The following is a 19,553-nucleotide window of genomic DNA, read 5'->3' on the forward strand; positions in this document are numbered from 1 at the left end:
ATTACTGTGTTCCATCCAGTCCAAGGACCTGCCCAAGCACGTTCTGGTTGATGCGGATACCGGCATCGGTGCGCAGCGCCGTCACGAAGTCACCATAGAGGCTGTCGAGCATCGCATTGTTGATGAAATCCCGGGTCTGTTCGGTGATTTCGGGATCGGCCGGGTTCACACTGTCCACCGTAAAGACCACGTAGTCGCCTTCCGCATTGCGGGCGGAACCATAATGGTCAGCGCCGCCATCAAAGGCTGCTGCCGCCACGTTCTGGTCGATCACCGGCGATCCGTCACCACGACGGGTGAAGGGCTGGCTCAGTTGCGGGAACTGGTTCAGCGACACAGCCACATCTGCGAAGTCTTCGCCGTCATCCAGGCGCTGCACGATACCCTCGACCTGTTCGGCAAGCGCGGTTTCGATCCGTTCCTGCATCATGGTCTCGAACAGCGTATCCCTGACCTCGTCAAGCGTCTGGTCGCGGGCGTCTTCGATCCGCTCGATGTCGAACCAGACATTCAGCGTGGAGCTGAGCGCAACCGTCGGGGCGAGATCGCCCTGGTCAGCCGCAAAAATTGCCGAGGCAACCCGGGTGCGGCTTTCGGCAGGAATGGCTTCGACCGTATCGAGTGCCTCGCCAGTGGCGGTCACGGGCACGTCGGTCAGCGTCAGGTCATAGCGGCCAGCGATCTCGTCCAGCGGCCGGAAGGCGGCGCGCAATTCCTCGATCTGGTCCAGCACATCGATATAGCTGTCGCGGGCCTGTTTAAGCTTGAGGCGTTCGGCCACTTCATCACGGACTTCTTCCAGGCTTTCCTGCCCGCCCGGTACGATATTGGAGACCGAGATGGCCCGCTGCCCAAGGGCGCCGGGGATCAGTTCGATTGCGCCTTCATCGAGGCTGAATGCCGCTGTGGCCAGTGTCTTGTCGGTAATGGCGGCCTCGGTCAGCGTCCCGAGATTGGTGACGGTCAGCCCGTTCTCGGTCACCAGCTGGTCAAACGGTGTTCCCACGGCCATGCCGTCCTCGAACGCCTTGACCAGATCGTCAGTTGCCAGAACCACCTGTTGCACATCGCGGGTCTCAGTGCGGATGAAGCTGGCCTTGGTGCGTTCGTATTCGGCGGCGATCTCGTCGTCGGTCAGGGTGATCCCGGCAGCAATTGCCTCAGGGGACAATACCATCACCTTGACGTCCCGCGTCGGTACGGTGCGGTAATCAGCCTGGTTCTCTTCCAGATAGGCAGCCATTTCCGCTTCCGTCGGTTCTGCGGGCGGTAAAAGGGCGGCGTCATTAAGCACGAAATAATCGATGGCGCGGGTATCCGCGCTATAGCGGCTCACCAGATTTTGCGCGGTTTCGGGCAGTTTGGCCCCGCCGAAAATCGCGGTGATGATCTGCTGGCGGCGCACGGCCTTGGTCTGTGCGGCGAGATATTCGTTCTCGGTAAAGCCGTTCTGTTGCAAAACGCGCTGGAAGTTTTCAGCATCGAAATTGCCCAGCAGACCAGCGAAATTCGGATCTTCACGCAGCATCTTGCCCAGTTGCGTGTCAGACGCGCCGAGGCCGAATTCCGCGCCCATTGTGTCGAGCACCGTATCATTGGCGAGCTGGTTCAGGGCAGCGGAGGGCACGCCAAGGGCCATGGCCTGTTCAGGGGTGGGCAGGGTGCCCATGCGCTGGGCGGTGGCGTTGAGCTGGGCATTATAGGCGCGCTGGAAATCCCGCGTGGTGATTTCCGCGCTGCCGACACGGGCCACCGTGTCCGAACCGATACCGGTCAAAACACCCGAAATACCGAACCCGGCCAGACCAACCAGCAAAAAGGCTCCTAAAACCTTGCCTAACCATGTGGTGGCGAAGCTGCGCAAACTATCTAACATCGGTACTCATTCCAGGTCGCGGGTTGTGTGGGGGCGAACATAGCCCATTGCTTTGTCGAGGTCGCGGATATTAGACAGGGTCCCGTAGGCCTGCAAGCCATAGCCAGCGCATCCATGTGCCGGGGTTAAGACAAACAGGCCTAACGTGCAAGAGGCAGGGAGATTTGAGTGTGAGCCAACCGGTAAAGACGTTGATCGCGGGCAATTGGAAAATGAACGGGCTGAAAGCCTCGCTGGGCGAGCTCGAACAGCTCAAGGCGCTGGTTGGTGCCGGGCCTTTGGCCTGTGATATCGCCGTTTGCGTGCCTTTCACCCTTGTTGCCAGCGCCGCCACCGCCATGGCCGGCAGCCCTGTCGCCATTGGCGGGCAGGACTGCCACACGCAAACTTCCGGTGCGCATACTGGTGATATCAGCGCGGCCATGCTGGCCGATGCCGGTGCGGCCTTCATTATTGTGGGGCATTCAGAGCGCCGGGCGGATCACGGGGAAACCGATGCTAATGTGCAGGCAAAAGCCGAGGCCGTGATTGCGGCAGGGCTGACGCCGATCATCTGTGTGGGCGAAACCGAAGCCGAACGGCGCGCCGGATCGGCGCTTGCCGTGGTGGAATCGCAGCTTGCGGCATCGGTGCCTGATAGTGCCGGCACGTCAAAAATCGTTATTGCCTATGAGCCGGTCTGGGCGATTGGCACCGGGCTGACGCCAACGCGCGCAGATATCGCGGAAATTCATGCCGCCATCCGGGCGCAGCTCGTCGCCCGTTTCGGGGATGCGGGCGCGGGGATCGCCATTCTTTATGGCGGGTCCATGAAGCCCGGCAATGCGGCGGAAATCCTTGGTGTTGACGACGTGAATGGCGGTCTTGTGGGCGGTGCCAGCCTCAAGGCAGAGGACTTCAACGGCATTATTCAGGCGGCATAGACACAGGTTTGCCCAAAAAGTGGTGTAAGCGGCTGGCAATTCGCAAATCTTGCGTGTAGAAGGCCCGCTTCTAGGATCAAAGGACCGAATGGATGGCAAACGTCCTTATTGTTGTTTATCTACTCATCGTGCTGGCGCTGATCGCAGTTATTCTGCTGCAGCGTTCAGAAGGTGGTGCGCTGGGCATGAACAGTGGCGGCGGCGGTATCTCGCCGGCCCGGACCACGGCTAACCTGTTGACGCGCACGACAGCTATTCTTGCTGCATTGTTTTTCATCACGGCCATCGGGCTGACGGTTGTCAACGAATTGGACAACGGCACCCAGAGCGTACTCGACAGCGCCATTCAGGGCGGCAGCGGTGACGCCGCGCCGACCAGTGTGCTCGATGCGCTCAACAGCCTGCAGGGTGATGACACAACAGAAAATGCCGCGCCGGTTGACCCGGATGCGCCAAATCTGGCCGTTCCCGGTGCCGAGGCACCGGCACAAGACGCGCCAGCGGACGGCACTGAAAGCGGCAGATAGGCCGCAGCGGCCAGGGAAACAGGGAAGGGGATGGCAACATCCCCTTCTTTTTGATTTGAACTGAAGAAATTGTTCTTCGAATCACAACGCGTAGTGTTTAAGGTGGGAGCCCATGGCTCGGTACGTTTTCATCACCGGAGGCGTGGTCTCCTCATTGGGTAAAGGTCTGGCATCCGCCGCTCTCGGCGCGATGCTGCAGGCGCGCGGCTACAAGGTGCGCTTGCGCAAGCTTGATCCCTATCTCAATGTCGACCCCGGCACCATGTCGCCCACCCAGCATGGCGAGGTCTTTGTCACCGATGACGGTGCCGAGACAGATCTCGATCTTGGCCATTACGAGCGCTTCACCGGCCGCTCGGCCAATCAGAAAGACAATATAACCACAGGCCGGATTTATTCCGACATCATCGCCAAGGAACGGCGCGGCGACTATCTGGGCGCCACCGTTCAGGTCATTCCCCATGTCACCGACGAGATCAAGAATTTCGTGCTCGACGGCAATGAGGATTTCGATTTCGTGCTGGTCGAGATCGGCGGCACCGTTGGCGATATTGAAGCGCTGCCATTCTTCGAGGCGATCCGCCAGCTTGGCAATGTTCTGCCGCGCGGCGATGCGGTCTATGTGCATCTGACATTGATGCCCTATATCCCCAGCGCCGGCGAACTGAAGACCAAGCCGACCCAGCATTCCGTCAAGGAATTGCGTTCAATCGGCATTGCCCCGGATATTCTGCTGGTCCGCTGCGACCGTCCCATTCCCGAAGGCGAGAAGAAAAAGCTCTCCCTGTTCTGCAATGTGCGCGAAAGTGCGGTCATTCAGGCGCTCGATGTCGGCTCGATCTATGACGTGCCGATTGCCTATCATCGCGAAGGGCTGGATGCCGAAGTTCTGGCCGCTTTCGGGATCGATGATGCCGCCGCACCAGATCTTACCGCGTGGGAGACAGTCTCCAACCGCATCCACAGCCCCGAAGGCGAGGTCAATATTGCCATTGTCGGCAAATATACCGGCCTCAAGGATGCCTATAAATCCCTCAGCGAAGCCCTGGCCCATGGCGGCATTGCCAACAAGGTCAAGGTCAATCTGAAATGGATTGATTCCGAGATTTTTGAACGCGACGATGCGGCCCCTTATCTTGAAAACGTGCATGGCATTCTGGTGCCGGGCGGGTTTGGTGAGCGCGGTTCGGCCGGCAAGATCAATGCAGCCCAGTTTGCCCGGCTGCGCAATGTGCCGTATTTCGGCATTTGTTTCGGCATGCAGATGGCGTGTATTGAGGCGGCGCGCAATACGGCGGGCATCAAGCAGGCCAGCTCCACGGAATTCGGCAATACCAAGGAACCTGTTGTCGGGTTGATGACCGAATGGGTCAAAGGCAATGAGACGCTTGAGCGCAGTTCCGAAACGGATCTCGGCGGCACGATGCGGCTGGGGGCCTATGCCGCGCAGCTGACGCGGGGCAGCCGGGTTGCGGATATTTATGGTGCAACACGTATCTCGGAACGGCACCGGCACCGCTACGAGGTCAATATGGCCTATCGCAAGGTGCTTGAGGCCAATGGCTTGCTGTTCTCCGGCGTGTCGCCCGATGGCAAGCTGCCGGAAATCGTTGAGCGCACCGATCATCCCTGGTTCATCGGCGTGCAGTTCCACCCCGAACTGAAATCGCGGCCGTTCGAGCCGCACCCGCTGTTCGCCTCGTTCATTCACGCGGCGGTCGAACAAAGCCGTCTGGTCTGATCATGGCCGAGATCGTCAACCTCAGGACAGTCCGCAAGCGCAAGGCGCGGGCTGCCGAGGAGGACAAGGCGGCTGAAAACCGGGTCCGGTTCGGCAAAACCAAAGCTGAACGTCAAAAGGACGAAGCCGGCAAGGCGCTGGATGCGCGCCGGCTGGACGGACACAAACGTGTCGAGGACCCGCCGGAGGCATAATATCCGGTTCTGCGTCGCGCCTGAGGGGAGGCCGTATGCTGTTTCTGACGCTTTTCTATGTGGCGATCATTGTTGAGGCGATGACCGCGGCGCTCAGTGCCGGGCGGCGGCGCATGGACTGGGTGGGCGTTTGTCTTTTAGCCTGCGCCACGGCCCTTGGCGGCGGGTCAACCCGCGACGTTCTGCTCGGCCATTATCCGCTGCCCTGGGTCGCCCATCCCCATTATCTGGTCGTCGTTGTCGCCGCGGCGATCGCCACCATCATTCTCGCCCGCTTCCTTGATCGGCTCAAAACCTTGTTCCTGTTGCTCGATGCATTGGGGCTGGTGGTTTTTTCCATCATCGGCTGCAATGTGGCCCTGGAAATGGGCCAGCCTGTGCTGATCGTTATTGTGGCCGGCATGATCACCGGGTGCACCGGCGGCGTCATCCGCGATATTTTGTGCAATGAAGTCCCGCTGCTGTTCCGGGGCGAACTCTATGCCAGCGTCTCGATTGTTGCCGGGGTCATTTATGTTGGCGGCTTGCATCTGGGCCTGATGCACGAAGTCGTGGTTCTGGTCACGATAGCCCTCGGCTTCACCCTCCGCGCCCTCGCCATCCTGCGCAAATGGCAAATGCCAAGCTTTGTCTACAACAAGGACTGGCACTGAATTTACCCAAGATTGTGTGTCATCCCCGCGCAGGCGGGGATCCCGCGGCGGGCAGACTTTTTCGCAGAAATTGCCTTTTGCACCGCCGACGCGGTGCACTGGATTCCCGTTTTCACGGGAATGACGTTGTGGGTGTGGCAAACACTGAACCCCTCATCCCCCCAGATCGTCACCCTCGGGCTCGACCCGAGGGCCCATGACCAGCCACCAGCAGATGCAAAAAGGCGGATACGCAACACCGCGTGACCACACGCCCACCCGTGGTCGCTGCCCAATCGTATGGGTACTCGGGTCAAGCCCGAGTATGACGATGGGGGGTGTTGCGGCGATGGTGGACATTACGATGGCCCGGGCACCGGCCCCTCCCAAACCCTCACCCTGAGCCTGTCGAAGGGCGAGGGTTTCAACACCGTACCCGCCGCCATCCTTCGACAGTCTCAGTATGAGGTAAGGGACAAACCCAATCACAAATCCCTCGTCGTCATTGCGAGCGGCAAAGCCGCGCGGCAATCCAGAGCGGCATGCACATAACCGGCGACCTATCTTTGCTCATCCCACAAAACTTATCGACGCCCCCCAAACCCCGTTTATCCTCATCCCACCTTTTCACAACACCGGCGCCGGCGCGACGAACGTCCGGGGTGGAAGGGGACCGGGTTCCTTGGGGGTCGCCTCAGGGAAGGCCAAAACTGTGCCGCGACCAGCCTGCCCCCGTTGGCAGGTGTACTTCCGAAAGGAAGCGGGGATGGGCCCCAGCGCTAGTAAGAGTACAGGCCACGCCAAAAATCCCGGTTGCATGAGACGGTGTATGTCTCATTTGTTTATTACTCAGACGGGCCATGCACCGTCTCATGCCGCCTGTTTATGGACACCGTGGGTCTTTGGGCCTGACGGGGGCTTTGGGGTGGATGGTATTTGAGGGGTGCCCCAAAAAAATCTTCCACCACCCCCAGATCGTCACCCTCGGGCCTGACCCGAGGGTCCATGACCAACCATCAGCAAATACAAAAGGACCGACCAAACAAAATCACGCCCCCATGCCCACCTGATGGGCTGCACCATCGCATGGATACTCGGGTCAAGCCCGAGTATGACGATCGGAGATAGGACAACAAATGGCACCTCCCCCTTCGTCCTCCCTCGGACTTGATCCGAGGGTCCATACGATACCTGCGACACCGCATGGATGCCCGGATCAAGTCCGGGCAAAAAGGAAGGTGGGTGGATGCGATCTTCCCCAAACCCTCATCCTGAGCTTGTCGAAGGGCGAGGGTTCCAGCACCGCACCCGCCCCATCCTTCGACAGGCTCAGGGTGAGGGAAGGGGCAAGATCAGGATAACGACAATGGCAAACCCAAACCCAAACCCAAACACGGTCCCCTCCGCCGTCATTGCGAACGGCACCGCCGCGCGGCAATCCAGAAGCGCCACACACCCAAACAGCATCCGCCCGTCCGACCAATCGCCCAACGCGGCAAAGCGCTACTTCCATTCGTCACACGCAAGCGCTATGAAGCGCGCATAGCTTGCTGCATTCGTCCCTGAAAGGAATTTTAGTCACATGTCTTCAATTATCGACGTCACCGGCCGCCAGATATTCGATAGCCGCGGCAATCCCACAGTTGAAGTTGATGTTGTGCTGGATGACGGCAGCTTTGGCCGCGCCGCGGTGCCCTCGGGTGCCTCGACGGGCGCGCATGAGGCGATTGAGCTGCGCGATGGCGGCACAGAATATATGGGCAAGGGCGTTGTGAACGCTGTCGATAACGTCAACACCCATATCTACAACGAAATTCAGGGTATGGACGCGCTTGACCAGCTGTCGATCGACCAGACCATGCTCGAACTTGATGGTACGCCCAACAAGAGCAAACTCGGCGCAAATGCCATTCTCGGTGTGTCGCTGGCTGTCGCCAAGGCCGCTGCAGAATCAAGCGAATTGCCGCTCTATAAGTATCTCGGCGGGCCTTACGCCCATGTGCTGCCTGTGCCGATGATGAATATCATCAATGGCGGTGCCCATGGCGACAATCCCATCGATATCCAGGAATTCATGATCATGCCCGTGGGCGCCAGCTCCATGGCGGATGCGGTGCGGATCGGCTCCGAAGTGTTCCATACGCTGAAAAAGGCATTGAGCGCGGAAGGCCACAACACCAATGTGGGCGACGAGGGCGGCTTTGCCCCCAATCTTTCCTCCGCCGATGCGGCGCTGGGCTTCATCATGAAGTCGATTGAAAAGGCTGGGTACAAGCCGGGCGAAGATGTTTGCCTGGCGCTCGATTGCGCGGCGACCGAATATTTCAAGGGCGGCAAATATGAGATGGAAGGCGAGGGCAAGTCGCTCTCACCTGACGAGCATGTTGCCTATCTGCAGGATCTCGTGTCGCGCTACCCGATCATTTCGGTCGAAGACGGCATGTCGGAAGATGACTGGGACGGCTGGAAATCGCTGACTGAGGCTATCGGCGGCACATGCCAGCTGGTGGGCGACGATCTGTTCGTCACCAATACCGAGCGTCTTGTCTCCGGCATCAAGATGGGGGTCGCCAATTCGATCCTCGTCAAGGTCAACCAGATCGGTTCTCTTTCCGAGACCATGGAAGCTGTCGATACAGCCCACCGGGCCGGCTACACATCCGTGATGTCGCACCGTTCGGGTGAAACCGAGGATTCAACCATTGCGGATCTCGCCGTGGCGCTGAATTGCGGGCAGATCAAGACCGGGTCGCTGTCGCGCTCCGAGCGTCTGGCCAAGTACAACCAGCTGATCCGCATTGAAGAGCAGCTTGGCTCTGCAGGCAAATATGCCGGACGGTCGATCCTTAAGGGCTGATTGCTGAAATGCAGAGCTATGAATTGAGCGGCATCCGGATTGTGGAACTGGATGCCGCTGGCTTTTTGCTGGATTCTGAAGCTGCTGCACTCGACGTCATGGGCGAAATTTATGGCACCGGCGCGGACATGGTGGCTATTCCGGTCAGTCGGCTCGCGCCGGAATTTCTTGATCTGCGCAGCGGCATGCTTGGTGCAGTCATTCAGAAATTCACCAACTATCAGTTGCGGATTGCCTTTCTTGGCGACATCTCCGAGGCAATAGCCGCCAGCAATGCATTGCGGGATTTTGTGCGGGAAACACGCCGGGGAAGCGCGATTGTGTTTGCAACCGATCGCGCGGAGTTGGCGGTCCTGCTCGCCTGATATGCGCGCTCGAATTTGTTCTGGGCGGCGCGAATAAATCGTCTGGCCCGCGGTTAGCAACTGCTCCTTAACGGAAACTTGCTAGGAACAGCAGGATTGTCAGCGAGTACCTTCATGCCCACACGCCTCAAAAAGCCCTCCATAGTCAAACAGCTCGGTATTACTGTGCTGCTGGTCAGCTTTCAGGCCTATCTGGGCTATAGCGCGATTTCAGGCCAGTACGGTATTGAGAGCCGCAACCAGATGCATGCGGATATCATCGGGCTGAAAGCCCATTCCGCCCGACTGCAGGCGGAGATGGATTCCTATACGCACCGGATTTCCCTGTTTGATTCAGAAAACCTCGATCCTGATATTCTGACAGAGCGGGCGCTGGCACTTTTGTCCATGGTCAACACCAATGACCGGGTGGTCATGCTGCCTGATACGGGTAATAAACTTTAATCCAGTTTATTTTTATGCGTAACCGTAATTCAGTTAATGCAGTAAAGCCCATAAATATCATGTGGTTACCTCTGCTGCGGAGTGCATAAACACGCATTTGCGTGGAAGCCGATTTCGGCTACACTAATGACAAATTGCTGCCTTAGCCTCAGTGTTCGTCGAAACATGGCGGCGGCCCGATATCACAATGTTGGAGATCCCTGAATGGCGCGCAAGGCAGCGGCGAAAAAAGCCCCCACGCAATCCAATGCTCCCGAGTTCACCAAGGATGAAGAGCTTCACGCCTATCGCGAGATGCTGCTGATCCGGCGGTTCGAGGAAAAGGCGGGCCAAATGTATGGCATGGGCCTGATCGGGGGGTTCTGCCACTTGTATATCGGTCAGGAAGCCGTGGTCACGGGTATCCAGATGGCTGCGACCGAAGACGATTCTTCAATCACCGGTTATCGTGATCATGGTCACATGCTCGCTGTTGGCATGGACCCCAAGGGGATCATGGCTGAATTGACCGGACGCAAGGGCGGTTTGTCGAAAGGCAAGGGCGGCTCGATGCACATGTTCTCGACCGACAAGAAATTCTATGGCGGCAATGGTATCGTCGGCGCGCAGGTCAGTCTCGGGACGGGGTTGGCGTTTGCAGACAAATACCGCGGCAATGACAATGTCAGCCTTGTGTATTTCGGGGATGGCGCGGCCAATCAGGGGCAGGTCTACGAGAGCTTCAATATGGCGAAGCTATGGGATCTGCCGGTGGTTTACGTGATTGAGAACAATAAATACGCCATGGGCACCTCGCTGGAGCGGGCCTCCTCGACCACCAATCTTTCCCAGCGCGGTGTGAGTTTCGGCATTCCCGGCGAGCAGGTTGACGGCATGGATGTGCGTTTCGTTCGCGAAGCTGCAGAGCGCGCCATTGAACATGCCCGGTCCGGCAAAGGGCCCTATATCCTTGAGATGCTGACCTATCGCTATCGCGGGCATTCCATGTCCGACCCGGCCAAGTACCGGTCCAAGGATGAAGTGACCACCATGCGCTCCGACCATGACCCGATCGAGCAGGTCAAGGCACGGTTGCTCGAAAAGAAATACGCGACCGAAGATGATCTCAAGGCCATTGAAAAAGATGTGCGCGCGATCGTCACCGAGTCTGCGGATTTCGCCACAAATGATCCCGAGCCGGACGCTTCCGAGCTCTGGACCGATATTACCCTTTAGCGCTGCGGACGGGAGACCAACATGCCAACCGATATTCTGATGCCCGCCCTGTCGCCGACTATGGAAGAGGGCACGCTTTCCAAATGGATCGTCAAAGAGGGTGATAGCGTGGCCCCCGGCGACGTGCTCGCCGAGATTGAGACCGACAAGGCAACGATGGAAGTCGAAGCCGTTGATGAGGGCACAATCGGCAAGATCTTTGTGGCCGAAGGCACTGAGAACGTAAAGGTCAACACTGTCATTGCCGCTTTGCTTGGCGAAGGTGAAAGTGCTGATGACGTCAGCGCGCCGAGTGAACCGCCCGCGACGGAAAAGCCCGTTGAGGATGACGCCGATGCGTCAGCCGCGAAGGGAGATGATGCGCCGGCACCTGCCGCTGCGGCGCAACCTGCCTTTGTTGCCGAGAATGATCCCGATCTGCCCGAGGGCGTGGAGATGGTCGAGATGACCGTCCGTCAGGCGTTGAACGAGGCGATGGCCGAGGAAATGCGCGCCGACGAGAACGTTTTCATCATGGGCGAGGAAGTTGCCCAGTATCAGGGTGCCTATAAAATCACCCAGGGCCTGCTCGACGAGTTCGGGGCAAAGCGCGTGGTGGATACTCCGATTACCGAGCATGGTTTTGCCGGCATCGGTATTGGTGCGGCCTTTGCCGGTTTGCGTCCAATCGTTGAATTCATGACCTTCAATTTTGCCATGCAGGCGATTGACCAGATTATCAATTCAGCGGCAAAGCAGCTTTATATGTCTGGTGGGCAGGTGAAGGCACCAATCGTGTTCCGTGGTCCCAATGGTGTTGCCTCGCGCGTTGGTGCGCAGCACAGCCAGGATTATTCTGCCTGGTACAGCCACGTTCCCGGTCTGACGGTCATTGCGCCATATAGCGCGGCGGACGCGAAGGGTTTGCTGAAAGCGGCAATCCGTTCACCCAACCCGGTTGTCTTTCTTGAGAATGAAATTCTTTACGGCTCGACGTTTGAAGTGCCGAAGATGGACGATTTCGTACTGCCAATCGGCAAGGCGCGCATCGCCCGCAAGGGTGCCGATGTGACAATCGTCGCCTATTCCATGGGCATGCGCTACGCCAGTCAGGCCACCGAGAAGCTGGTGGCTGCCGGTGTCGATGTTGAGCTGATCGATCTGCGCACCTTGCGTCCGCTCGATATGCCGACTGTGATCGAATCGGTGAAAAAGACGGGCCGTTGTGTCACGGTTGAAGAAGGCTGGCCGCAGGGATCTGTCGGTTCCGAGGTTGCCGCCCGTGTGATGGAAGAAGCATTTGATTATCTCGATGCGCCGGTGATGCGGGTAACGGGCAAGGATGTGCCCATGCCCTATGCCGCCAATCTCGAGAAACTGGCATTGCCGAATGTGGATGAAGTCATTGCCGCTGTGAATGCAGTGACATACCGGAGCTAAGGCTGCTTGCGGCATTGCCATCCGGAACGCTGGAATGAAATATCAGGGACGGGCGAAATCAGCGCACGTTTCACACAGGAACAATAGGGCCCGAACATGAGCATCAATATCACAATGCCAGCCTTGTCGCCGACAATGGAAGAGGGCACGCTCGCCAAATGGCACGTCAAGGAAGGCGATAGTGTTTCCTCTGGCGACGTGATCGCGGAAATCGAAACCGACAAGGCGACGATGGAAGTTGAAGCCGTGGACGAGGGCACGATTGGCAAGATCCTGGTGGCCGAAGGCAGTGAGGGCGTGAAGGTCAACGCTGTGATTGCGGTATTGCTGGAAGAGGGCGAAAGCGCCGAGGATGCCGCCAAGGCGGTACCTGCGCCGGAACCGAAGGCAAAACCTGCCGAAGAGACTGAAAAACCTGCGCCCAAGGCGGCGCCGGCAAAGGCTGAGCCAGCGGCTGCACAGCCAGCCGCCGCCAAGGCGGAAACAGCTTCCAAGGATGGCACGCGTGTTTTTGCCTCTCCTCTGGCGCGTAGATTGGCCCGCGAAGCAAATATTGATGTTGCTGCGTTGACGGGCTCCGGTCCGAAGGGGCGGGTGGTCAAGGCCGATGTCGAGAAAGCCAAGAAGGAAGGTGTACCTTCCAAAGGGGCTGCATCTGCGACATTGGCAAAAGGCATGGGCGGCGATGCGGTGCGGGCGCTTTACGAAGAAGGCAGTTATGAAGTTGTGCCGAATGATGGCATGCGGAAAACTGTTGCTGCGCGTTTGACCGAAGCCAAGCAGACCGTGCCGCATTTCTATCTGACCCTCGATTGTCAGATCGATGCGCTGTTGACGGCGCGCGCCGAGATCAATGAAGCCGCGCCAAAGAACAAGGAAGGCAAGCCTTCCTACAAGCTTTCGGTCAATGACTTCATTGTCAAAGCCTGGGCTATTGCGTTGCAGCGCGTGCCTGCGGCCAATGCAACATGGGCAGGCGATGCCATTCTGCTGCATAAAGCATCGGATGTGGCTGTGGCTGTGGCCGTTCCCGGCGGTCTGTTCACACCGGTTGTGCGTTCTGCCGAAAGCAAGACATTGCGTCAGATTTCCGATGAGGTACGTGATTACGCGATCCGTGCAAAATCGAAGAAGCTGGCGCCACACGAATATCAGGGTGGCTCGACGGCTGTATCCAATCTCGGCATGTTCGGCATCAAGGATTTTGCAGCGGTCATCAACCCCCCCCATGGCACCATTCTGGCCGTTGGTGTCGGTGAAGAGCGGGTTTATCCGGACAAGGGCGAAATCAAGATCGGCAATTTCATGTCGGTCACATTGTCCTGTGACCACCGTTCGGTCGATGGCGCGCTTGGGGCAGAATTGCTCGGTGTCTTCAAACAGTTGATCGAACAGCCGGTGATGATGCTGGCCTAGGGAATCGGGCGATGAAATCAATCCTTTGCTACGGCGACAGTCTTACATACGGCGCAGACCCCGCGACCGGCGGGCGGCACGCACTGGCGGATCGCTGGCCAAGTGCTCTTGGTGCGGAGTTGGGTGACGACGTGCATGTGGTCGCTGAAGGCCTGGGTGGGCGCACCACGGCTTTTGATGATTACTCAGCGACTGCTGATCGCAATGGTGTGCGCGTTCTGCCCACAATCCTTGCGTCGCATTCGCCGCTTGATCTGGTGATCGTCATGCTGGGTACTAATGATTTGAAGCCTGCAATCCATGGCAATGCGCTGGCGGCGGCGAATGGCATACGCCGCATGATTGCGGTCATTCACGGTCATTACTCCCGTCCGGGTGATGTTTGTCCGCAAGTGCTTATCGTTTCGCCGCCGCATGCGGTGCCATCAAATGACGCAGAGTTTGCAGAGTTGTTTGGAGATGGGGTCGCGCAATCGAAACGGCTTGCCGGCTTTTACAAACAGCGCGCTGATGAGGCGGGGGTGCATTTCTTTGATGCCGCTGAAGTTGCCGTCGCCTCGAATGAGGATGGCGTGCACCTTGATGCCGCCAATACACGCGCAATCGGCCGGGGGCTTGCGCCTTTGGTTGCAAAAATTTTAGGGCTTTAGGCGCATCGCGCCAATCCCCGGTTAAGAGGACTATTATGGCAGACACCTACGATCTCATCGTGATTGGTTCCGGCCCCGGCGGCTATATCGCTGCCATTCGTGCGGCACAGCTCGGGCTCAAAACGGCCATTGTCGAGCGCGAACACATGGGTGGCATTTGCCTTAACTGGGGCTGCATTCCGACGAAGGCGCTTTTGCGCTCCGCCGAGGTATATGACCACATGGTTCACGCAAAGGATTATGGGCTGAAAGCCGAAAAATTCAGCGCGGACATTGAAGCCGTTGTCAAACGCTCGCGTGGTGTTACGGCGCAGATGTCCACCGGCGTTGGCTTTTTGATGAAGAAGAACAAGATCGACGTGATCTGGGGTGAAGCGACTATTGCCAAAGCCGGTGAAGTTGTCGTCGCGGCTACCAAGAAAGACATTGTGCAACCGCAGAATACCCCACCCAAGGGTGTGCTGCCTGAAGGCACGTACAAGGCGAAAAATATCATCGTTGCCACGGGTGCCCGTCCGCGTGTGCTGCCGGGCATTGAGCCGGACAGCGACAAGATCTGGACCTATTTTGATGCAATGAAGCCAAAGACCATGCCTAAATCCCTGGTGGTCATGGGGTCGGGGGCGATCGGTATCGAATTCGCGTCATTCTATCGGTCGCTAGGGGCGGAAGTGACGGTGGTTGAGTTGCTCCCGCATGTCATGCCGGTCGAGGATGTGGAGATTTCCACTCTGGCGCGCAAACGCTTTGAAAAACGTGGCATCCGCATTCTGACAGAAACCAAGGTCTCCAAGGTCGAAAAGACCAAGGATGGCATTGTCGCTCATGTTGAACTGAAGAATGGCCAGAGCGAGAAGATTGCAGCTGAAAAGTTGATCTCCGCCGTTGGCGTTCAAGGCAATATCGAAAATCTCGGGCTGGAAAAGCTTGGGGTGAAGATTGATCGCGGTTGCGTTGTCGTTGATGGTCATGGCCGCACCAATGTTTCTGGCGTGTTTGCCATTGGTGATGTGGCCGGGCCGCCCATGTTGGCCCACAAGGCTGAGCATGAGGGCGTGATCTGCGCCGAGACCATTGCCGGGCAGACAGTGCACGGTATGGAAAAGGGTCTCATTCCCGGTTGTACCTATTGCGATCCGCAAGTGGCCAGCGTCGGTTTGACTGAGGCCAAGGCGAAAGAGCAGGGACGGGACATCAAGGTTGGCCGCTTCCCGTTTGTGGGAAATGGCAAAGCCGTCGCCTTGGGTGAGCCGGATGGTCTAGTCAAAACAATTTTTGACGCCAAGACAGGTGAGCTGCTTGGTGCGCACATGATTGGTGCGGAAGTTACCGAGTTGATTCAAGGGTTTGTGGTTGCGATGAACCTGGAAACGACGGAAGAAGAATTGATGCATACGGTATTCCCGCATCCCACCTTGTCTGAATCAATGAAAGAGAGTGTCCTTGACGCCTACGGTCGGGCACTCAATATCTAGGGTATTCCGCCAGAGAATATTCAATTCAGGAGATAACGAACATGTTTGGTTTTATCATTGCGATCATCATAGGCGGCGTTGCCGGCTATATCGCGGAACGGATCATGAAGGCCGATCATGGATTGGTGGTGAATGTCGCTCTTGGCGTTGCCGGTGCCTTTTTGCTCAACCTGCTGCTGGCAATCTTCTTTGGCATTGGTGGCGGCAATATCCTGTGGCAATTGCTTGCCGGTATCATTGGTGCCTGCTTGCTGATATGGGGCTATCGCGAATTCAAGGCACGGCGCTAGCACCGAACGTATGCAGAAGGGTCTCACATGGCACAAGCACTTCTAGTCTGGGCAATTGTAGGCCTCGTAGCCGGCTGGTTAGCCAGCCTGTTTTTGGGCGGCGGCGGGATCGTGCGCTACATCGTTGTTGGCATGATCGGCTCGATCGTTGGCGGCTATTTGTTCAGCCTGCTGGGGATCAATATCCCGATCGCCAATGCCTGGGTGCGTGACATTCTGGTTGCAGCGGTTGGCGCTGCCATTGTCATCATTGTTGCCCGCTTCGTCGCCAGATAGGAAATTCCCTTGGTCACGCTTATCGATACTGTTGTCAGCAAGCCCCGGCACCCGGAAAAGGCGCACAAGCCCGATAATGAGGTTTTGCGCAAGCCGGACTGGATCCGGGTAAAGGCGCCGGGTTCCGAGGTGTACCGCGAAACCCAGAATATCGTGCGCGAGAATAATCTGGTTACGGTGTGCGAAGAGGCCGGTTGCCCGAATATTGGTGAATGCTGGTCTAAAAAGCACGCGACAATGATGATCATGGGTGAGATCTGCACCCGTGCCTGCGCTTTTTGCAATGTGCGTACAGGCTTGCCGCTGGCCCTTGATCCCAAAGAGCCCGAAAATGTTGCCATTGCAGTTGAAAAGCTTGGGCTGAACCACGTCGTCATCACCTCCGTTGACCGTGACGATCTGGCCGATGGCGGTGCACAGCATTTCGCCGAGGTCATTCTTGCCATTCGCGCCCGATGCCCGGGTACGACCATTGAAATCCTGACGCCTGATTTTCTGCGCAAGCCCGGTGCTCTTGAAACCGTGGTCGCGGCCAAGCCGGATGTGTTCAACCATAATCTCGAAACTGTGCCGTCGAACTATCTGACAGTGCGGCCGGGTGCCCGCTATTTCCATTCCATCCGTCTGTTGCAGCGGGTCAAGGAACTGGACCCCACCATGTTCACCAAATCCGGCATTATGGTGGGGCTTGGTGAAGAGCGGAATGAAGTCCTGCAATTGATGGATGATTTGCGCAGCGCCGACGTGGACTTTCTGACCATCGGCCAATATCTGCAGCCGACCCGTAAGCACCACAAGATTGTTCGCTTTGTTACCCCCGACGAGTTCAAGGCCTACGAGACCATCGGGTATACAAAGGGCTTCTCGCTGATCTCTTCCAGCCCGCTGACCAGGTCGTCGCATCACGCCGGTGAGGACTTTGCCCGATTGAAAGCGGCCCGACTGGCAAAGCTGGGCGCTTAATGCCTAAGCTGAGTTTCGACCGTCAGGTGCCGTTCTCGCCCCAGCAAATGCTGGCGCTTGTCGGTGACCTCAAAAGCTATCCGGCCTTTGTGCCCAATTGTTCGCATATGGAAGTCATGCAGGATTCCGGGCAAACAGGCGACGTTCGTCTGGCGCGGATGGCGGTGCGGTTTGGGCCGATCAAGCAGGCCTATACCAGCCGTGTCACTGTCGATGCCGATGATAACACTATCGATGCCAAAGCCGTCGATGGCCCGTTCTCGCATCTCGACAGCACATGGCGCTTCACCCCTGAGGGCGATCATACGCGGGTACAGTTCGATATTGATTTCGGCATCAGCAACCCGCTGATCGCGGCTGTCGCCGAACCGGCCTTTGCGGCCAAGCAGGATGAAATTCTCGAAGCATTTCTGGCCGAGGCTGAGCGGCGTTATGGCTGATCCGCTGACAGCGCTTCCAACACAAGCCTAAGCGCTTCACGCACCGTTGCCTCCCGGATACCGCCGCGCCCCAGGTCGGGATCGAAACGATGTTCACGTACCAAGGTGTTGCCGGGCGTTGCGCATCCAAAATGTACAAGCCCCACGGGCTTTTCGGCCGAGCCGCCGGTTGGCCCGGCAATCCCGGTCACCGCAATGGCTATTTGAGCCGGGCTGGCTTTCAGTGCCCCTTCGGCCATGGCGCGCGCGGTTTCAGTGGACACTGCGCCGTGCGCCTCAAGTGTTGCCATTGGCACGCCAATCATTTCGATTTTCGCTTCGTTGGCATAGGTGACGAACCCGCCGTAAACGGCAGCAGATGATCCGGAAATTTCTGTCAGCACACCAGCAATCAGTCCGCCTGTGCAGCTCTCGGCGGTCACGATTGTCATATTGCGTTCTGTCAGCGCGCTGACAACCTGATTTGCCAGCAGCGTAACGTCATCGGGGAACATCAGTCGTCGCTCCTTGGAAGCTCGATTGTTGCCGTGCCCATGGTGGCAATGCCTTCTCCGCGACCAACAAACCCCATTTTCTCGGAGGTAGTCGCCTTAACAGAGACCCGACCGACCGATATGCCGCAGATGTCGGCGATGTTCTGCCGCAGCTTGTTGGTATGCGGGCCAATTTTTGGCAGTTCGCAGATGATTGTGAGGTCAAGATTAACGATGCGACCTTCGCGTGCAGCCACCCGGCTCGCCGCGAAAGAGAGAAAGGTTTTCGACGGCTCACCTTTCCATTGTGGGTCACTGGGTGGGAAGTGTGTGCCTATATCGCCCTCGGCCAGTGCGCCCAGCAAGGCATCGGTCAGAACGTGCAGCGCGGTATCTGCGTCTGAATGTCCTTTGAGTTTTGAAGTATGCGGAATAGTCACGCCGCCAAGGATGACGGCATCGCCTTGGGTAAACTGGTGCACGTCAAAGCCGGTGCCGACGCGGGTTTCCATGGGGCAGGCTCCATCCAGAAACTGTTCGGCACGCTGAAAATCCCCAGGTGCCGTGATTTTGATATTATCGGTGCTGCCGAGCGCCAGGGCGACCGGTATTCTTGCCCATTCGGCTATTGCAGCATCATCAGTAAAGCTGTCGCTGATTTCGGCGGCGCGGCGATGCGCGTCCAGAATAGTACTGAAGTGAAAACCTTGTGGTGTCTGGGCCGCGTAAAGTTGGGTGCGGTCTTCCGTGCCACCCACAGTGCGTCCGTCGTCAGAGCGTTTAATGGTGTCGATGACATTGGTGACAGGCAGCACGGCTTCGGCTTCCGCCAATCCTGCGATTACGCCGTTTATGACCGCTGACGGCACAAAGGGGCGTGCACCATCATGGATGAGTACATAATCCGGCTGAAGCTCCTTGAGTGCTTCAAGTCCCGCCAATACTGAGAGTTGCCGGGTCGCGTCGCCGAATGCCGGTGGTAGCAGGCGTTTGTGCACAAGCTGCATGCCTGCATAAAGCGTTTGGTCATCCACATGAATGACAGGCAGCACGATAGAGACGCTTTCGGTTGCAAGAAACTGCCTTATCGTGCGTGCCAGCAAAGGGACATTGCGGACCTGCTGGTATTGTTTGGGTAATCCGTTTTTGTCGGGGCCTGCGCGGCGGCCACGGCCTGCAGCAACAATGATGACGGCGACTTTTTTCAAACTGTGCCTCTGCGCTGGAAGAGCTTTATATTTGGTCTATCCGGGTGGCGCGCAAGGGGCAAGGAAAACACAAGCTGCCGGTGCCTCATCGATGCGCAAACTGCCATTGCATTGGGCTGGCTTTTGATTATTGTGCGGGCAGAATTTACAAAGTGATTGTTTACGAGGC

20 protein-coding genes are annotated in these 19,553 nt (G+C 57.7%); 17 read left to right on the plus strand and 3 right to left on the minus strand.

What is annotated here, in order from left to right; translation table 11 throughout:
• Window position 1 precedes the first annotated feature (1 nt).
• Window positions 2–1,876 carry a SurA N-terminal domain-containing protein gene (locus L1P08_RS03045; RefSeq protein WP_303618535.1) on the minus strand — a complete coding sequence of 625 codons (1,875 nt, stop codon included), beginning with the start codon at window positions 1,874–1,876 and terminating at the stop codon, window positions 2–4.
• A 170-nt stretch (window positions 1,877–2,046) separates the two neighbouring features.
• Between L1P08_RS03045 and tpiA the strand changes: the two genes are divergently transcribed.
• From tpiA to L1P08_RS03130, 17 genes are all read left to right on the plus strand, one after another.
• Window positions 2,047–2,799 (plus strand): triose-phosphate isomerase, encoded by a 753-nt coding sequence (gene tpiA / locus L1P08_RS03050; RefSeq protein WP_303618536.1) that lies wholly within the window; start codon window positions 2,047–2,049, stop codon window positions 2,797–2,799.
• A gap of 92 nt (window positions 2,800–2,891) precedes the next feature.
• Window positions 2,892–3,326 carry a preprotein translocase subunit SecG gene (secG, locus tag L1P08_RS03055; RefSeq protein ID WP_303618537.1) on the plus strand — a complete coding sequence of 145 codons (435 nt, stop codon included), beginning with the start codon at window positions 2,892–2,894 and terminating at the stop codon, window positions 3,324–3,326.
• A 112-nt stretch (window positions 3,327–3,438) separates the two neighbouring features.
• The gene (gene pyrG, locus L1P08_RS03060) at window positions 3,439–5,067 is read left to right on the plus strand and encodes a CTP synthase (protein WP_303618538.1); all 1,629 of its coding nucleotides are present in this window, start codon (window positions 3,439–3,441) and stop codon (window positions 5,065–5,067) included.
• A gap of 2 nt (window positions 5,068–5,069) precedes the next feature.
• Window positions 5,070–5,261, plus strand: coding sequence for a DUF4169 family protein (locus L1P08_RS03065; RefSeq protein WP_303618539.1), 192 nt, complete (start codon window positions 5,070–5,072; stop codon window positions 5,259–5,261).
• Window positions 5,262–5,296: 35 nt separating this feature from the next.
• Entirely contained in the window at window positions 5,297–5,914 is a 618-nt protein-coding gene (locus L1P08_RS03070; RefSeq protein ID WP_303618540.1) for a trimeric intracellular cation channel family protein, read from the plus strand.
• Window positions 5,915–7,475: 1,561 nt separating this feature from the next.
• Window positions 7,476–8,750: a phosphopyruvate hydratase gene (eno, locus tag L1P08_RS03075; protein WP_303618541.1), complete on the plus strand. Its 1,275-nt coding sequence runs from the start codon at window positions 7,476–7,478 to the stop codon at window positions 8,748–8,750.
• Between the two features lie 8 nt (window positions 8,751–8,758).
• Entirely contained in the window at window positions 8,759–9,115 is a 357-nt protein-coding gene (locus tag L1P08_RS03080; protein ID WP_303618542.1) for a DUF4180 domain-containing protein, read from the plus strand.
• Window positions 9,116–9,229: 114 nt separating this feature from the next.
• A complete protein-coding gene (locus tag L1P08_RS03085) occupies window positions 9,230–9,559 on the plus strand; it encodes an FtsB family cell division protein (protein WP_303618543.1) in 330 nt (109 codons plus the stop codon).
• A gap of 204 nt (window positions 9,560–9,763) precedes the next feature.
• Complete coding sequence (gene pdhA, locus L1P08_RS03090) at window positions 9,764–10,774, plus strand: pyruvate dehydrogenase (acetyl-transferring) E1 component subunit alpha (protein ID WP_303618544.1); 1,011 nt, start codon at window positions 9,764–9,766, stop codon at window positions 10,772–10,774.
• Between the two features lie 21 nt (window positions 10,775–10,795).
• Window positions 10,796–12,193, plus strand: coding sequence for a pyruvate dehydrogenase complex E1 component subunit beta (locus L1P08_RS03095; protein ID WP_303618545.1), 1,398 nt, complete (start codon window positions 10,796–10,798; stop codon window positions 12,191–12,193).
• 96 nt (window positions 12,194–12,289) lie between these two features.
• Entirely contained in the window at window positions 12,290–13,609 is a 1,320-nt protein-coding gene (locus L1P08_RS03100) for a pyruvate dehydrogenase complex dihydrolipoamide acetyltransferase (RefSeq protein WP_303618546.1), read from the plus strand.
• 11 nt (window positions 13,610–13,620) lie between these two features.
• Window positions 13,621–14,259: an SGNH/GDSL hydrolase family protein gene (locus L1P08_RS03105; RefSeq protein WP_303618547.1), complete on the plus strand. Its 639-nt coding sequence runs from the start codon at window positions 13,621–13,623 to the stop codon at window positions 14,257–14,259.
• A 35-nt stretch (window positions 14,260–14,294) separates the two neighbouring features.
• Window positions 14,295–15,734: a dihydrolipoyl dehydrogenase gene (gene lpdA / locus L1P08_RS03110; RefSeq protein ID WP_303618548.1), complete on the plus strand. Its 1,440-nt coding sequence runs from the start codon at window positions 14,295–14,297 to the stop codon at window positions 15,732–15,734.
• 41 nt (window positions 15,735–15,775) lie between these two features.
• Window positions 15,776–16,024 carry a GlsB/YeaQ/YmgE family stress response membrane protein gene (locus L1P08_RS03115; protein WP_303618549.1) on the plus strand — a complete coding sequence of 83 codons (249 nt, stop codon included), beginning with the start codon at window positions 15,776–15,778 and terminating at the stop codon, window positions 16,022–16,024.
• A 27-nt stretch (window positions 16,025–16,051) separates the two neighbouring features.
• Entirely contained in the window at window positions 16,052–16,300 is a 249-nt protein-coding gene (locus tag L1P08_RS03120; RefSeq protein WP_303618550.1) for a GlsB/YeaQ/YmgE family stress response membrane protein, read from the plus strand.
• 9 nt (window positions 16,301–16,309) lie between these two features.
• Complete coding sequence (gene lipA / locus L1P08_RS03125) at window positions 16,310–17,263, plus strand: lipoyl synthase (RefSeq protein WP_303618551.1); 954 nt, start codon at window positions 16,310–16,312, stop codon at window positions 17,261–17,263.
• Window positions 17,263–17,703, plus strand: a complete 441-nt coding sequence (locus L1P08_RS03130; protein WP_303618552.1) for a type II toxin-antitoxin system RatA family toxin — start codon at window positions 17,263–17,265, stop codon at window positions 17,701–17,703. The genes lipA and L1P08_RS03130 overlap by 1 nt, the downstream gene beginning before the upstream one ends.
• Here the strand turns inward: L1P08_RS03130 and L1P08_RS03135 are convergent.
• Window positions 17,694–18,197, minus strand: coding sequence for a CinA family protein (locus L1P08_RS03135; RefSeq protein ID WP_303618553.1), 504 nt, complete (start codon window positions 18,195–18,197; stop codon window positions 17,694–17,696). The two genes, L1P08_RS03130 and L1P08_RS03135, sit on opposite strands and share 10 nt — an antisense overlap.
• Window positions 18,197–19,384, minus strand: a complete 1,188-nt coding sequence (locus tag L1P08_RS03140) for a bifunctional 2-C-methyl-D-erythritol 4-phosphate cytidylyltransferase/2-C-methyl-D-erythritol 2,4-cyclodiphosphate synthase (RefSeq protein WP_303618554.1) — start codon at window positions 19,382–19,384, stop codon at window positions 18,197–18,199. Before L1P08_RS03140 ends, L1P08_RS03135 begins: the two co-directional genes overlap by 1 nt.
• Between the last annotated feature and the right edge of the window lie 169 nt (window positions 19,385–19,553).

This window comes from Mariluticola halotolerans, assembly GCF_021611515.1.
Taxonomy (GTDB): domain Bacteria; phylum Pseudomonadota; class Alphaproteobacteria; order Rhizobiales; family Devosiaceae; genus Mariluticola; species Mariluticola halotolerans.